The sequence below is a fragment of the Brevundimonas sp. GN22 genome (assembly GCF_054824005.1).
The window spans coordinates 26330-41628 of record NZ_JSYD01000039.1 but is presented as its reverse complement, the minus strand read 5'-3'; the positions used below and the strand labels follow the sequence as shown (position 1 = coordinate 41628).

Below are 15299 nucleotides of genomic sequence, written 5' to 3'. Positions count from 1 at the left end.
GGACCGCGCCAATGTGGTGGTGGTGGGCGATGCATCGATGTTCCTCGATGATCTTCGCGCCAAATACCCCAACGTCGAGGTCATCGACGCCAAGGACCTGAACCTGGACAGCGCCACGCTGAACTAGGGATCAGACTGCGAGGCAGACGACCTGTGCCACGCGCAGGTCGCGCCTCAACTGGTCGGAGACGGCTCCGTAATTGCGGGTCGTCACCACCTGTCCCAGTCCCTCGGCATCGCGGCTTCGGTGCGAGCCAACGGCGGCGACAAAGCTACTGGGGGCGGTCGTATAGATACGGCCCCGACGCGGCGACTCTGCAATCGTCACACCCAGCACACGCCCTCGGCGGTCCATGACCGGCGCGCCGGACAGGCCCGACAGCGTACCGTCCAGACCGTTTGTGCGACCGGACTCGGCCCACGCCAGCACAGGCTCGTCATAGTTATGGCGACCGCGCACCTTCAGCGTTTCGCGACCGATAAGGCGCGATGCCACCTCGCCGGCCTTGCCCTGGGGGAAGCCGGGGTGGAAGGCGCGCTGCCCCTTATAAAGCGGCTCGTCCCCTGCAAGCGGCAGGGCCGGCGGCCCGCCGTCCGTGAGCAACAGCGCCACATCCGTCTTGGCCGCCAGACGCACATCAGCGGCCAGTGCCCTTTGCTTGTCGATGATCAACGCAGGCTGGCGGCAGCCTTCGACCACGTGGCGCGCTGTGATCCAGCGTCCGTCGTCGGCGATGGAAAATGCGGTGCCCATCTGCGGGCGATTATCGCTGTCACCGGCTTCGACAACAACCGATGGATCAAAGGGCGTGATCGGGCCCAAAAGTTCTGCGCCTGCTTCTTCGGGCGGCACGCTGTCCGTTGCGGGAACATTGGCCTTTTCCCCACGGCTCAGGGAGGCGATCAGGATGACCCCGATGACCGAGCAGTAGATGAGCCAGTCCGGAAGGGGGAGACGCATGTTTGTCGTCTTAGCCCGTCAGTGACGCCGCAATGACCAGCGACGTTGCCAGCTTGGCACCCGCCAGCACGATGGCGGCGGAAACCTCTCCGCGTTCGATACGCTGGGGCAGGCCCGTCAGCATCAGGTCAACTACGCGGAAGACCAGAAGCTGCAACACCATGGTCGCCACGCCCCAGATCACGATGTCGCGGATGGAGTCGGATACCGACAGCGAGACAGCAAGCGGTATCGCGAGACTGAGCAGAACGGCACCAAATCCCGTAGCCGCTGCGGCATTCCCCTGACGGATCAGGTGCACTTCGCGCCACGGGGTCAGCAGGGCATAGACCGTCGCCGCCGCAACCAGCAGGCCCAGCGTAATGACCAGATGCAGCATCATCACAGGGAAGCCGTTGGCGAAGGCCTGAACCTCCGGGCTCGAAAGCACGCCTGCGACGTTTGACGTTTCCATCTGTTCTACGACGGTCCTCTAAACAAGTGCGGTTATAAACCTGTTAGAATGCCTTGCCTGCCTTAAGTCGTTTCGACAAGCACCGTCATGCAAGCTTGAACCCCAATTCTTGCAACGACTTGTTGCGGATTAGCCCTTTTCATCGGAACGGCGCTGGGCCGCGCCTTCGGCACTGGCTAGCCTTTACGGTCGGCATCACTCTTATAGGCATACCGGCGTGGCACGGGCTGCACCGCCTGGAGCTCAGCGGGCCGCAAAGCCTGCCCGCAGCGGGAGGCATGCTCAGCGTTCTCGGAGGCATAGCTGCCATGCCGCAGAGCTTCCCCGTAACGCCGCTGCTGATACCAGGCGGCGTTGCGGGGTGGATTATCTGGAAGGTCGGCTACAAACAGCCTTAGGCTGCGTCGGATGCCTCGGCGGTCTGCTGTTCGGCACGAACGGCACTGGCGCGCTTCTTCTCGGATTCCGACTTCAGCTGACCACAGGCGGCGAGGATGTCGCGACCGCGCGGGGTGCGGATCGGCGAGGCATAGCCTGCGCGGTTCAGTATAGCCGCGAAGGTTTCAATCGCCTTCCAGTCCGAGCATTCATAGTCGGTTCCCGGCCACGGGTTGAACGGGATCAGGTTGATCTTGGCCGGAATGCCCGAGATCAGCTTGCACAGGGCGCGGGCTTCGTCGGGGCTGTCGTTGACGCCTTTCAGCATCACATACTCGAAGGTCACGCGCTTGGAGTTACCCAGACCCGGATAGGCGCGGATGGCTTCCATCAGCTGTTCCAGCGGATACTTCTTGTTCAGAGGCACCAGCTTGTCGCGCAGCGGATCGTTGGTGGCGTGCAGGCTGATGGCCAGCATGGTGCCGGTACGCTCGCCCAGTTCCGGAATCTTCGGAACCACGCCCGAGGTCGAAACGGTGATGCGGCGACGCGAGATGGCGATGCCTTCGCCGTCCGAGATGATGTCGATCGCGTCCGAGACATTGTCGAGGTTATAGAGCGGCTCGCCCATGCCCATGAAGACGATGTTGGACAGGCGACGGTCTTCCTTCGGCGACGGCCACTCTTCAAGGTCGTCACGCGCCACCTGAACCTGAGCCACGATCTCGGCAGCCGTCAGGTTGCGCACCAGCTTTTGCGTGCCGGTGTGGCAGAAGGTGCAGTTCAGGGTACAGCCGACCTGCGACGAGACGCACAGAGCGCCCGCACGGCCCACGTCAGGGATATAGACGGTTTCCACCTCGATGCCCGGCCCCATGCGGATGAGCCATTTGCGGGTGCCGTCCTTGGAAACCAGACGCTCTACTACTTCAGGGCGATCCAGCACAAAGGCCTCGGCCATGGCGGCGCGGGTTTCCTTGGCGATATCGCTCATCTGGGCGAAGTCGGTCACACCGTAGTGGTGGATCCAGCGCCACGCCTGAGTGGCGCGCATCTTGGCCTTCTCAGGCGGGCAGATGCCGGCGTCGATCAGCGCCTGACGCAGGCCCTCGCGCGTCAGACCGGACAGGTTGACGGGGGCTTTAGAAGCGACAGAGCGCGAGAGGTCCAGCGTGATGCTCACGGCCAAAAAATCCTACGGCGTAAGGGGGATAAGGGCGGGCGTTTAGCACAGATGGGACGACTTGTCCCCTACGCCAGATGTCGGATGCTCTTGACCGCCGAGGTTCCAACCTTTAGACGACACGGCGTTGGGGAGTAGCTTCCGACGTCTCTCAGTCGGGTTCGCGTCAACACACTTGCCTTTCGGCATGGCGCGATTAGCGGGTTTTCCCGCCTAGCGAGACCAGCACATCCTCGGGGGTCGAGCCGGCCTGCGCCCGTGGTGTGCTGTCACGCGTCCGGCTCTGTAGTCTGTTCATGATGTCGCCTATCGCTATCGCCGTGCTGTCACTCAGCATGTCCGCAGATGCTTTCGCTGCCGCCATCAGTCGCGGGGCCAAACACCATCCCGACTTCGACCAAGCCATTAGGCAAGGCCTCGTCTTCGGGGTGATCGAAGCCCTGACCCCGCTCATCGGTTTTGGCGTGGGCATAATGTTTGCCGGTCTGGTCGAGGCGGTCGATCACTGGATCGCCTTCGGACTTCTGGGCCTCGTCGGCGGCAAGATGCTCTACGAGGGACTGACCCACGACGACGCGGATACTGAAGGGCGGCCAGAAGGCCCGAAGGGCTCGCGTGGTCTGTTCACCCTTATTGCAACAGCGGTCGGCACCTCGATTGACGCAGGTGCCGTGGGCGTCGGCCTGGCCTTCTTGAGCGCCAATATCTGGATTATCGCCGCCGCCATCGGGGCCACCACTTTTGCTCTGGCAACCCTCGGCATGCTCATTGGCAAGATCGTGGGCACCAAACTGGGCCGCGCCGCAGAAATCGTTGGCGGGATTGCCCTGATTCTACTGGGCACCAAGATCCTTCTCGAGCATCTGGGCTTCCTTCAATCCCTCGGCTTTTGACGGATAAACGAAAGGCTCCCGAAAGATCGGGAGCCTTTGTCGTTTCGACTTATTGTCGCGCGAAGGAGGTGGTGGTTGGAGGCGGGATCGAACCGCCGACCTGTGGGTTATGAATCCACCGCTCTAACCATCTGAGCTACCCAACCATTCCACACCTTGGGTGTTGCCACCCGAGCCGTGAAGGCTCCGCGACCGGATGACCTGTTGTCTTCCGTCGCGAGAGCGGTGCCTATATCGCCCAGCACGATTTGGTTCAAGCGGTTAAACGCAGAAATTGCTTAAACTCGCCGACCTTATTCGCATAACAATCGTCACCTTAACGCGCCGAAGCTTTTCAGACCGCGCTTTCGAAAGAGAATGACCATGCGCCCCCTTCTGCTTTTTGTAGCCACCTCGGCCATCGCCATGACCGCTGCATGCGGCGCGACTGGACAAACCTCGTCCCAGGCAGGCGCGCCCGTCGAAACACGCGCACCCAATAATCCCGATCAGGTGCCCGCCTTTGAGGGCCAGACGCGCGCGCCCGGCGTCGCGACGCAAGGGACCATGACCCACAATGTTGTAGCCTCCGGTCTTGAAAAGCCTTGGGGGCTGGTACTCCTGCCGGACGGCAACTGGCTGGTGACAGAAAAGCCCGGCCGCCTGCGGATCGTCAGCAATGAAGGCCAGATCGGTGCGCCTATCTCGGGAGTTCCTGCCGTTGATGCCAAAGGACAAGGCGGTCTGCTGGATGTCATCCTCAGCCCGAGCTTCGCGCAGGACCGTCTGGTTTACTTCTCCTTCGCCCAGCCGCGCCAGGGCGGTAACGGCACCGCCGTCGCCCGCGCCCGCCTGTCGGACGACAATACCAAGCTGGAAAACCTTCAGGTCGTCTTCGAGGTCGCCCAGACCTATGACGGCGACAAACACTATGGCTCGTCGCTGGCCTTTGCGCCGGACGGCAAACTGTACATCACCATCGGCGAGCGTTCGGACAAGCCGAAACGCCCCGACGCCCAGAACCTCGGCACCCACCACGGCAAGGTCGTCCGCATCAACGCGGACGGAAGCGTGCCGCAGGACAACCCTTTCGTCGGTCGCGACGGTGCCCTTGCGCAGAACTTCACCTATGGCCACCGCAACCCGCAGGGCATCGCGATCCAGCCCGGCACCGGCGCGGTCTGGACGATTGAGCACGGTACGCGCGGCGGCGATGAGTTGAACCTGATCGAAGCGGGCAGCAACTATGGCTGGCCGATTGCAGGATATGGCATCGAATATAACGGCCAGCCCATTCCAGGCATGAACGCGACCGCCGAAGGTACGGTCCAGCCGGTCTATTACTGGGATCCGGTCATCGCGCCGGGCGGGATGACATTCTATGAAGGCAACATGTTCCCAGAGTGGAAGGGCAATGCCCTGATCGGCGGTCTGGGCGGCAAGCATCTTGTTCGGCTCGTCCTCGAGAACAATCGCGTGGTCGGTGAAGAGCGCCTGCTGACCGGCCTTGGCGAGCGTATCCGTGATGTCGCGGTGGGTGCCGATGGTGCGGTCTGGGTCATTACCGACGAGGACAACGGCAAGCTGGTCCGCCTGTCGCGCTAAACCCTAATGCAAGACGTCATATTGACACTATTGTCACTATGACGCCGCCATCTGATGTCTCTCACGCGCCTTGTTACTTGACGTTGACGTAAACGTCGGTTTTCTAGGGCCGAGCTTCTCGACCTTCGTCTGCCCCAAAGCAGCGCTCGCGGGTCGCAGAACGATAACCGTATCCCCATCTGTCTTCGGGTGGTTGGGAACACGAACATAAAAGAGAGACGCACCAGATGGCCGAGGCCTATATCTACGACGCCGTGCGGACCCCGCGCGGCAAGGGCAAGAAAGACGGCAGCCTTCACGAAATCACCGCGCTGAGCCTGGCTTCGCAGGTGCTGGAAGCCCTGCGTGACCGCAACAACCTCGACACCTCCAAGGTCGACGATGTTGTCATGGGCGTGGTGTCGCCGGTTGGCGAGCAAGGCTCCTGTATTGCCCGCACGGCCGTTCTGGCTGCTGGCTACTCGCAAGAAACCGCCGGCTTCCAACTGAACCGCTTCTGCGCCTCGGGCCTGGAAGCTGTGAACGTTGCGGCTGCCAAGGTGAAGTCGGGTGAAGCCGGCATGGCCATCGGCGGTGGCGTCGAAGCCATGAGCCGCGTGCCCATGGGCTCGGACGGCGGCGCATGGCCGACCGATCCGTCGGCAGCCTTCCCGTCCTACTTCGTGCCGCAGGGCGTGTCCGCAGACATGATCGCCTCGAAATACGGCATCAGCCGCGACGACGTGGACGCCTATTCAGTTGAATCGCACAAGCGCGCCGCCCGTTCTTGGGAAGAGAAACGCTTTGCCAAGTCGGTCGTCGCCGTGAAGGACCAGCTGGGTCTGACCCGTCTGGACCGCGACGAAACTATCCGTCCGAACACCACCATGCAGACCCTCGGTGGTCTGAACCCGTCTTTCACCATGATGGGCACCATGGGCTTCGACGCGGTGATCAACCAACGCTACCCTGAAGTCGCCGGCGTGAACCACGTTCACACCCCGGGCAACTCCTCGGGCATCGTTGACGGTGCTGCCGGCATCCTGATCGGTTCGAAGGAAATGGGCGAAGCCCTCGGCCTCAAGCCGCGCGCCAAGATTCTCGGCGGTGCATCGATCGGTTCGGAACCGTCGATCATGCTGACCGGTCCGGAACCGGTGACCCGCAAGCTGCTGGGCAAGCTGGGCATGTCCGTTGCCGACATCGACCTCTATGAACTGAACGAAGCCTTTGCCGCTGTGGTCCTGCGCTACATGCAAGCCCTCGACATCCCGCACGACAAGATCAACGTCTGCGGCGGCGCTATCGCCATGGGTCACCCGCTGGGTGCCACCGGTGCCATGATCCTCGGCACCGTGCTGGACGAGCTGGAACGCTCGGACAAGTCGACGGCTCTGGCCACCCTGTGCATCGGCGGCGGCATGGGTACCGCCACCGTGATCGAACGCGTCTGATCTAGGAGCGAATGACGATGGAAAACTTCAAGATCGAAATCGATGCCGACGGTATTGCCGTTGTTGCCTTCGACGTTCCGAACCGTTCGATGAACACCCTGACCGGTGCTGTGATCAAAGAGATCCCGCAACTGGTCGAGAAGATTCAGTCGGATGACGCCATCAAGGGCGTGGTTATCACCTCGGGCAAACAATCGGGCTTCTGCGCCGGTGCCGACCTTGGCGACATGGCTTCGGGCATGTTGTCGGGCGCTGGCGACCTGCAATCGGCGTTTGACGCGGGTTGGGCTCTGAACGGTGCCTTCCGTGCACTGGAAACCTGCGGCAAGCCGGTGGCAGCCGCCATCAATGGCCTGGCTCTGGGCGGTGGCCTCGAGTTCACCCTCGCCTGCCACTACCGCGTGGTCGAGAACAATCCGAAGATCCAACTGGGTCTGCCGGAAATCAAGGTCGGCCTGTTCCCGGGCGGCGGCGGCACCCAGCGTCTGACCCGCCTGATCGGCGTCCAGACCGCTCTGATGCAGATGGCCGAAGGCAAGTCGTGGCGTCCGAACGACGCCAAGTCGGCTGGCGTCGTCCACGAAGTCGTTGAAATCGGCCAGTCGGTCGAAGCGGCCAAGACCTGGATCAAGAACGGCGGCAAGGCTGTCCAACCGTGGGATGAACCCAAGTTCAAACTGCCGGGCGGCGGTCCTTACCATCCGGCCGGTGCCCAGGTGTTCATCATGGGCAACGCCATCCTGCGCAAGAACTCGTACGGCAACTATCCGGCCGTTCTGAACATGATGAAGGCCGTCTATGAGGGCGTTCAGGTTCCGATGGATGCCGGTCTGCGTATCGAGACCCGCTATTTCATCAAGACCCTGATGACCCCGCAGGCTCAGGCCATGATCCGCTCGCTGTTCCTGTCGAAGCAGGAGCTGGACAAGGGCGCGGTTCGCCCGGCTGGAATTCCGAAGTCGGACCCGAAGAAGGTCACGGTCATCGGCGCCGGCATGATGGGTGCAGGCATCGCCTACGTCCAAGCCATGGCCGGTATCGAAACCATCCTGATCGACACCAATCAGGAAGCCGCCGAGAAGGGTAAACAATACGCTGTTGACCTGATCCAGAAGCGCGTCTCGCGCGGTCACATGACCCAGGAGAAGGCTGACGGCATCCTCGCCCTGATCACCCCGACCACCGACTACGACCTGATCAAGGGTTCGGACCTGGTGATCGAGGCCGTGTTCGAAAACCGCGAGATCAAGGCCACCGTCACCAAGAACGCCGAAGCCCAACTTGAGAAGGGCGCGATCTTCGGTTCGAACACCTCGACCCTCCCGATCACGGGCTTGGCCGAAGCTTCGGTTCGTCCGGAAGACTTCATCGGCATCCACTTCTTCTCGCCGGTCGACAAGATGATGCTGGTCGAGATCATCATGGCTGAAAAGACCAGCGACGAGGCTCTGGCCAAGGCTCTGGACTACGTCCTGAAGATCAAGAAGACCCCGATCGTCGTCAACGACAGCCGCGGCTTCTACACCTCGCGTTGCTTCTCCACCTACCTGATGGAAGGCATGGCGCTGCTGGAAGAAGGCTACTCGCCGGTCGCCATCGACAACATCGGCCGTGCCACCGGCATGCCGCGTGGTCCGCTGGAAATGCACGACGACGTCGCTCTGGACCTGTCGTACAAAATCACCAAGCAAACCAAGGAAGACCTGGGCGACGCCTATGTCCCGACCGCAGGCGAGAAGATCGTCTCGACCATGGTTGAAGGGGGTCGCTACGGCCGCAAGAACGGCAAGGGCTTCTACGACTACGACCAGAAGCCGAAGGTCATCTGGCCGGGTCTGGCCGAACTGGCTCCGACCACCAAGACCGAAGGCTTCAACGAAACCGCCGAAGCGTTCGACACTATCGAAGAGATCAAGACCCGCCTGCTGTACCGTCAAGCTGTCGAAGTGGCACGCTGCTGGGCTGAGGGCGTGATCGACGATCCGCGTGAAGGCGACCTCGGTGCCATCCTCGGCTGGGGCTTCGCGCCTTGGTCGGGTGGTCCGATCACCTTCATCGACCAGATCGGTCTGGCCAAGTTCGTCGAAACTGCTGACCGTCTGGCTGCTGCCTACGGCCCGCGCTTCGAAGTGCCGCAACTGCTGCGCGACATGGCTGCCGCTGGCGAGACCTTCTACGGCAAGTTCTCGAAGTCGGCTGAAGCCGCCTAAGAGACGCCGAAAGGTGAACAAGGAAAAGGGCGGCCCGTCGGGTCGCCCTTTTTTTGTTTCTCTACCGTTCGCGCCGCGGGCGCACTCGATATGAGAGAAGCCTTCTACCGTTCGCGTCGCGGGCGCTCTCTTTATGAGAGGGGCCTTCTACCGCTCGCGCCGCGGGCGCTCTCTACTTGAGAAGGGGCTCAGCGGTTCCGGAAAATACGGGAGGCGAGATAGCCGATACCCGCTGCAATCAGCACGCAGAGTATGCCGTATAGCCAAGGCTGGCGATGGGCGAACTGATAGATGCGGCGCTCCAGCCCCACCTTCTCGACCGTCAGCGTCATATTAGACACCGAAATCGGAGCACCCTGCTGGAACAGCCAGACCTCGGCATAATAGATGCCCGTCGGGGCCGTCGCGGGCAGTTCGACCTCGGCACGGAACAGGCCGCGATCGACAAAGCGTACGCCCTTAGGATTGCTCTTATACAGGCCTGCAGATTCCTTCAGGCGGATCACCGCACGGCGCCAATCCAGATAATCCTCGCCCAGACGGCTGATAACAACATCGCGCACGCCATAGCGGGTGACAGTCGTCGCCTCTTCGGGGGCATTAATGCGCAAGTGGTCCAGACCGACGCCAAGACGGCGCAACTGGCCAAAATCGGCGATGTCGGCCAAGGGCCTCGTCGAAGCCGTCATGTAAAAGCCCGGCGCGCCTTCAAACACGACCGGACGGCTGTTGAGCCAGACACCGTTGTGCCGGGTCTTTTTGACCAGACGCACAGTCTCGTCCGGCCCACGAACGACAAGAACCACGTCCGTAGGCGTCTCGGTCGGATTGAACACGGCCCCGTAGAGGACGATGGACGCCCCGCTGAAGCGTGTATCGACCTTGATCTGCGCATCTGTCAGCGCGGCTGCGACACGGACTTCGCGGGCGGTATTGATGCTCTGCTCGGGCGGCGGGGGCGCGGGAACGGTTTGCACCACAGCAGCGGGTTCGGGCGGGATATCTTGAAACATTAGTCCCCGATCCCCGGTGCCATCAGGAACAACTCACTGGGGCGGACAAACAGCTCCAGACCCATCTGGATACCCACCAGAAGGACGATAAAGCCCAGCGCCGCGCGCATCTCCTCGGCGCGGAAGCGCCCGGACAGACGCGCTCCGTATTGCGCCCCGACAACCCCGCCAAGCAGCAGGATCATCGACAGCACGATATCGACCGTCTGGTTGCGGCCTGCCTGCAGGATGGTGGTGATCGCCGTGGTGATGATGATCTGGAACAGGCTGGTGCCGACCACGACGCTGGCCCGCATGCGCAGCACATAGAGCATGGCCGGAACGAGGATGAACCCGCCCCCCACACCCATAATAGCCGACAGGATACCGGCAAACACACCCAGTCCGAATGGCGGGATGGCACTAATGTATAGGCCCGAGCGCGGGAAACGCATGCGCAGGGGCAGTCCATACAGCCACATCGGACGGCGGCGGTCCTTGCGGGGTGGTGTTTCGCCCCGCACGCGCTGAAGAATCTTGGTCAGGCTCTCGAAAACCATCATCGAGCCGATGGAACCGAGGAAGATAAGATAGGAGACAGCGACAACCAGATCGGCCTGTCCCAACAGTCGAAGATACCGGAACAGCTCCACGCCCAGCACAGCACCCAAGGCCCCGCCGACAGCCATCAGGGTACCGATGCGGTAATCCACGCCCTTCATCATTGAATAGCGGATAACGCCGGAGGTGGAGGAGGCCACGACATGGCTGGCCTGACTGGCGACAGCCACCGTAGGCGGGATACCCATGAAGACGAGAATCGGGGCCATCAGGAACCCGCCGCCAATGCCGAACAGGCCCGAGACAAAGCCAACCGTCGCTCCCAACAACATCAGGAGCGGCCAGTTCACCGAGACTTCGGCGATCGGCAGATAAATATCCACTGTACGCGCCTTCGGTTGACAAGGAACGGCAAGCGACACCCCGTTCGGCGTCTACTCTAAGGCTTTAGCCAACGCTGACCCGTCAGACCACCCCTACCGTTCCCGACAAAGGTCAGGAAACCGGCGGGACGGTAAAGTTATCGGCGGCGTTGCGCGCGGCGGCGCGCTGTTCCGGCTTGAGTTCGGGGGTCAGGCGTTGGATAGCCGCCAAGGCCTGTTGGTCGCCGCGCCGAGCCGCGATCATATACCAGGTCATGGCCTCGATCTTATTAGCCGGCCCGCCTTTGACGCCTTTTTCGTAGAGGTGGGCGACGTTGTACTGGCTGTCCACGCGGCCTGCCTCGGCAGATTTGCGCATCCAGTAAACGGCCGACTTTTCGTCGCGCTCCCCGCCCGTGCCGTCGTACAGCAAGGTCGCATAGTGCTGCATCGCCTTGGGCTCGCCCGCCTCGGCCGCGCGGCGTACCCATGCGCGGGCTTCCACAACATCGGCTTCAATGCCTGCTGCGCCTTCGGTGTAGATCGCCGCCAATCGCATCTGCGCGGGTACATAGCCCAGTTCAGCGGCGCGCTTCATTGGCTCCAGTCCGGACATGTCACCATTGTCCAACAAAAGCTCGGCGCGCTTGAAGATCGCTGCCCCTTCCGTCTCGGCCACTTCCTTGGACGGCACGGCATCGGTGGGCGTGGCATCCAGTGCCAATGCAGCCATCGGTGCTGCTGGCGGAGCGCTGGCGGCCTGACCGAAATCGATATCCTGATCCTTGAGCAGTTTAAGCGTGCCATAGCCGCCGCCACCCACGACCAGCATGGCTAGCGCCGATACCTTCAGCGCCTGCCCCACGGTCGATCCGTCACGTGCGGCTTTGCGGTCCAGCTTTTGCTGGAGCGCGGAAGTCCCGCCCTTTTTTCGCAGCTTGCCGAGGCCAAAGGTTTTGCGCGGTGCCACTTCGGGCACGTCATCAACGATCGCCGCACGGGCCTGATCTATGACGTCGCGCGTGCTCGGCTCGGCGGCTTCCTGACTGGCTTCCATTTCGGCAGCCAGCGCACCGAGGAAGCTTTCAGCGGCTTCGCGCTCATGGGCCGGTATTTGTGCGGGCTCAGCAAACACCTGCTCGTCGATAGCGTCGGTTACGGCCTGCGAAGTATCGGCATCGCTCTGGTCGGCAGCCAACTCATGTCCGGACGAAGCGAAGATCGACGGGAAATCGTCGGCCTCGGCGTCGGCCTGGAGATCGTCGGCCTCCGCAACGGGGGATGCATCCGTATCCAGTTCGTCTTCGAGACTTCCGAACGGACGCAGGTCATCGTGCGTCGGGAATGGCTCTACCGCCATCTCGGCGGCCACTGTGTCGGCCCAGCCGTCGGTCGCCTGTGCTTCCGGCAATGGTGCATCAATGGGGTTTGTGGCCAGTGCCGAGGCACGCCAGTCATCAGGCTCTGCCTGTTGCGGCAACCACTCGTCGGTCGGCGCAGCCCCGAACAGCGACACAGCCGGCTGGTCGTCGGCAATGAAGTCAGGCACGTCGTCAAAGGCCATCGCCGCCGGAGGTGCAGCCGAGGTCAGGCGCGGCGCAGCATGGTGGGCGGCGGCTTCGCGGCGGGCGCGAACCTCCCGGGCTTCTTCCAGCAGGCGGCGCGTGCGCTCTTCACTTTGGCGCAGACGCTCGGCCATTTCGCCGGAGACATCTTCCGAGCGGCGCTCCAGCTTCTCGCTGCTTTCAGCCAGACGGCGGCCGATATCGTCGATGGCCTGCGTCGAGCGGCGCTCGGTCTGGGAAATACGCTCCGACAGGCGGTCCGAAATGCGCGTGATCTCGCCGCCCAGACGCTCCAGCGCCAATGCGTTCTGGTCTTCTTGACGCGAAAGGCGGTTTTCGACCGACTGGCTGTGACGGGCGATTTCGCGGTCCAGCTTCTCGTCCAGAACGCGGCCCAGCTCGGCCAGACGCATGTCGAGCGTGGTCGAGTTTTCGCTGGCGCTGGCTTGCTCCAGCGTCTGCATGCGCCCGTTCATATTCTGGGCGATGCGCATGATCTCGTGGCCCATCGCCTCCACGGCGCGGGCGGACTTGAGTTCTGCTGCAGCGGTCTGGCGAACCAGCTTGCCAAGGGTCTGCTCGGCGCGGGCAAGGCGGCTGGTGTCCCCCACCTTTTCCAGACGCGAGAGCATGTCCTGACGGTTGGCCTCGATCTGGCGACCCAGTGTCTCTGCCAGTTGAGCCAATTGCCCGTCATCGTGCGAGGGGCGAGCTTCCAGCGAGCCCAGTCGCTTGTCGAGAGCGGCAAAGGAACGCTCCAGCCCCTGAAGGGCCATATGCGTTGCGTCCTGTGCACGATCCAGACGCGCCTTCAGGTCATCCGCACCGGCACCGGCCTCGCGCGCTTCCAACTGCTTGAGCCTTTGGTGGCCGTCACGCAGTTCGCGCGCGACATCGTCCAGCCGACGCTCGCGCTGGCTGTCCTGTTCGCGGCTGGTGTCCATGCGGCGCATCAGACCGGCAACAGCCTGGTCGATGCCTTGAATCGCCGAAGCCGAACGTCGCTCGGCTTCTTCGAGGCGTTCGCCCAGTTCGAGGATCAGGGCATTGATGCCCTCATTTCCGCTCTGGCCTTCGTAGGCGTCGTCGAGACGGCGGCGGCGGGCACGGCGGTCGTACGGATCAGGAATGGCGGACCGGCGCGGAAGGGGCGTGACACCGTCGTCTTCCGGCTCGTCCATAATCATGGAGTTAAGCCATTCGCCGAGGGTCATGCCGGAGCGACGCGCGAGATCCTTTGCGATCTCGCGGGCTTTGGGGTCGATCCCCTTCACGCTCCAAGGCGCCGTTGCGCTCACTGATTCGTCTCCTGCGTCGTGACGGCGACGGTCGTTGTCCACATGTTGTATGCAAACACTTCCATAACCACAATATCTGGACGCTTACCAAATCCAGCGCGGACAATCCGAGCGGGACAGTATGGACTTGGTTAACAGAAGGTTGCTGATTTGCCAGCCCCACAACTGGGGGCTTGCTTAAAGATTTTCGATCAGCCAACTCAGGCACATGAGCCTGCAGCTAACTTTGATCCTGTTGTTTATTGCCGTTGTATTCGGCGCAATCTGCGCGTGGCGTGGCGCAAAGCCGCTGGATCTTACGCGCAGCAAGCCGCGCATGATGCCTTGGCGCTTCCTGATGCTGGTGTGCGCGGCCCTGACAATGCTGCTGCTGATCCATCTGGCCGGGCTCTACGGCATGGGCCCTAACCCCCAGTCCTACTGAGGCAAAGAAAAAGGCCGAAAGGTTTCCCCTCCGGCCTTTTCGCTTAAGTCTTTGTGGCTGCCTAGCCGGCGAAGCACCAGGCCAGAACGGACTTCTGGGCATGGATGCGGTTTTCGGCTTCGTCAAAGATCAGCGATTGCGGACCGTCGATGACCTCGTCGGTCACTTCCTCGCCGCGGTGGGCCGGCAGGCAGTGAAGGAAGACAGCACCGTCATTGGCCTGATCCATCAGCGACTGATCGACCGTGTAGGGCTCGAAGGCGGCCAGACGCGCTTCATAGTCCTTGTCGCCCATCGACACCCAAGTGTCGGTCACAACGACGTCGGCACCCTGAACCGCATCCTTGGGATCGGAGGTCAGGTAGACGTACTCGCCGCCCTTCTCCAGATCGCGCAGGTCGGGGTGGTATTCCGCAGGGCAGGCCACGCGCAGCTTGAAGCCGAACTTGGGCGCAGCGTGCATGAAGCTGTGGCAGACGTTGTTGCCGTCACCCACCCACGCAATCGTCTTGCCCTCGACATTGCCGAGGTGCTCTTCGATGGTCAGCAGATCGGCCAGAATCTGGCACGGGTGCGAACGGTCCGTCAGGGCGTTGATGACCGGAACCTCGGAGACGCGGGCGAAACGCTCGACGTCTTCGTGGTCGTTGGCGCGGATCATCACGGCATCGACCATGCGCGACAGAACCTTGGCGGTGTCCTCGATCGGCTCGCCGCGGCCCAGTTGCATGTCCGACGCGTTGGCGATGATGCCCTGACCGCCCAGTTGGCGGATGGCGGCATCAAAGCTGAAACGCGTACGCGTCGAGTTCTTCTCGAAGATCATCGCCAGAACGCGGTCTTTGGCCGGAGCATCGGCGTCAACCTTGCCCTTGGGCCAGCCCTTGCGGGCCTGCTTGCGGGCGTGGGCGTCATCCAGAATGCCGCGCAGATCGGCGGCGTCGAGACGGTAGATATCGAGGAAGTGACGGACCATTTCGGTCTCCGTAAATCAGACTACG

12 protein-coding genes, 1 tRNA gene and 1 riboswitch are annotated in these 15299 nt (G+C 62.3%); of the genes, 5 read left to right on the top strand and 8 right to left on the bottom strand.

From position 1 onward, the window contains the following. Positions 1 to 130 precede the first annotated feature (130 nt). The 3 genes from OB03_RS06275 to rlmN all read right to left on the bottom strand — a co-directional run bounded on the left by OB03_RS06275 (position 131) and on the right by rlmN (position 2976). On the bottom strand, positions 131 to 961 hold the full coding sequence (locus tag OB03_RS06275; protein WP_242912858.1) for a S1 family peptidase: 831 nt from the start codon (positions 959 to 961) through the stop codon (positions 131 to 133). A gap of 10 nt (positions 962 to 971) precedes the next feature. After that, positions 972 to 1415, bottom strand: a complete 444-nt coding sequence (locus tag OB03_RS06270) for a DUF350 domain-containing protein (RefSeq protein ID WP_242912857.1) — start codon at positions 1413 to 1415, stop codon at positions 972 to 974. 394 nt (positions 1416 to 1809) lie between these two features. Further along, positions 1810 to 2976 (bottom strand): dual-specificity RNA methyltransferase RlmN, encoded by a 1167-nt coding sequence (rlmN, locus tag OB03_RS06265; protein ID WP_461343554.1) that lies wholly within the window; start codon positions 2974 to 2976, stop codon positions 1810 to 1812. 117 nt (positions 2977 to 3093) lie between these two features. Next, positions 3094 to 3260, top strand: a riboswitch (yybP-ykoY riboswitch). Positions 3261 to 3272: 12 nt separating this feature from the next. On the opposite strand from rlmN, the gene OB03_RS06260 reads away from it, so the two are divergent. Further along, complete coding sequence (locus OB03_RS06260; RefSeq protein ID WP_461343553.1) at positions 3273 to 3869, top strand: manganese efflux pump MntP; 597 nt, start codon at positions 3273 to 3275, stop codon at positions 3867 to 3869. Between the two features lie 69 nt (positions 3870 to 3938). On the opposite strand, the gene OB03_RS06255 is transcribed toward OB03_RS06260, so the two are convergent. Next, positions 3939 to 4015, bottom strand: a tRNA-Met gene (locus OB03_RS06255). A gap of 217 nt (positions 4016 to 4232) precedes the next feature. On the opposite strand from OB03_RS06255, the gene OB03_RS06250 reads away from it, so the two are divergent. The 3 genes from OB03_RS06250 (at position 4233) to OB03_RS06240 (ending at position 9096) form a co-directional block, all read left to right on the top strand. Then, complete coding sequence (locus OB03_RS06250) at positions 4233 to 5453, top strand: PQQ-dependent sugar dehydrogenase (protein WP_461343552.1); 1221 nt, start codon at positions 4233 to 4235, stop codon at positions 5451 to 5453. 227 nt (positions 5454 to 5680) lie between these two features. Then, complete coding sequence (locus tag OB03_RS06245; RefSeq protein WP_461343551.1) at positions 5681 to 6886, top strand: acetyl-CoA C-acetyltransferase; 1206 nt, start codon at positions 5681 to 5683, stop codon at positions 6884 to 6886. A 17-nt stretch (positions 6887 to 6903) separates the two neighbouring features. Further along, the gene (locus OB03_RS06240) at positions 6904 to 9096 is read left to right on the top strand and encodes a 3-hydroxyacyl-CoA dehydrogenase NAD-binding domain-containing protein (protein ID WP_461343550.1); all 2193 of its coding nucleotides are present in this window, start codon (positions 6904 to 6906) and stop codon (positions 9094 to 9096) included. A gap of 188 nt (positions 9097 to 9284) precedes the next feature. Here OB03_RS06240 and OB03_RS06235 read toward each other — a convergent pair whose 3' ends face one another. The 3 genes from OB03_RS06235 to OB03_RS06225 form a co-directional block, all read right to left on the bottom strand. Then, positions 9285 to 10109, bottom strand: coding sequence for a TIGR02186 family protein (locus OB03_RS06235; protein WP_461343549.1), 825 nt, complete (start codon positions 10107 to 10109; stop codon positions 9285 to 9287). Beyond that, positions 10109 to 11032: a sulfite exporter TauE/SafE family protein gene (locus OB03_RS06230; RefSeq protein WP_242912849.1), complete on the bottom strand. Its 924-nt coding sequence runs from the start codon at positions 11030 to 11032 to the stop codon at positions 10109 to 10111. Before OB03_RS06230 ends, OB03_RS06235 begins: the two co-directional genes overlap by 1 nt. Positions 11033 to 11144: 112 nt before the next feature. Further along, on the bottom strand, positions 11145 to 13874 hold the full coding sequence (locus OB03_RS06225) for an SEL1-like repeat protein (RefSeq protein ID WP_461343548.1): 2730 nt from the start codon (positions 13872 to 13874) through the stop codon (positions 11145 to 11147). Between the two features lie 208 nt (positions 13875 to 14082). On the opposite strand from OB03_RS06225, the gene OB03_RS06220 reads away from it, so the two are divergent. Then, positions 14083 to 14298: a hypothetical protein gene (locus tag OB03_RS06220; protein ID WP_242912844.1), complete on the top strand. Its 216-nt coding sequence runs from the start codon at positions 14083 to 14085 to the stop codon at positions 14296 to 14298. Positions 14299 to 14359: 61 nt separating this feature from the next. Here the strand turns inward: OB03_RS06220 and argF are convergent, their stop codons facing one another. Beyond that, the gene (gene argF / locus OB03_RS06215) at positions 14360 to 15274 is read right to left on the bottom strand and encodes an ornithine carbamoyltransferase (RefSeq protein ID WP_242912843.1); all 915 of its coding nucleotides are present in this window, start codon (positions 15272 to 15274) and stop codon (positions 14360 to 14362) included. Positions 15275 to 15299 lie beyond the last annotated feature (25 nt).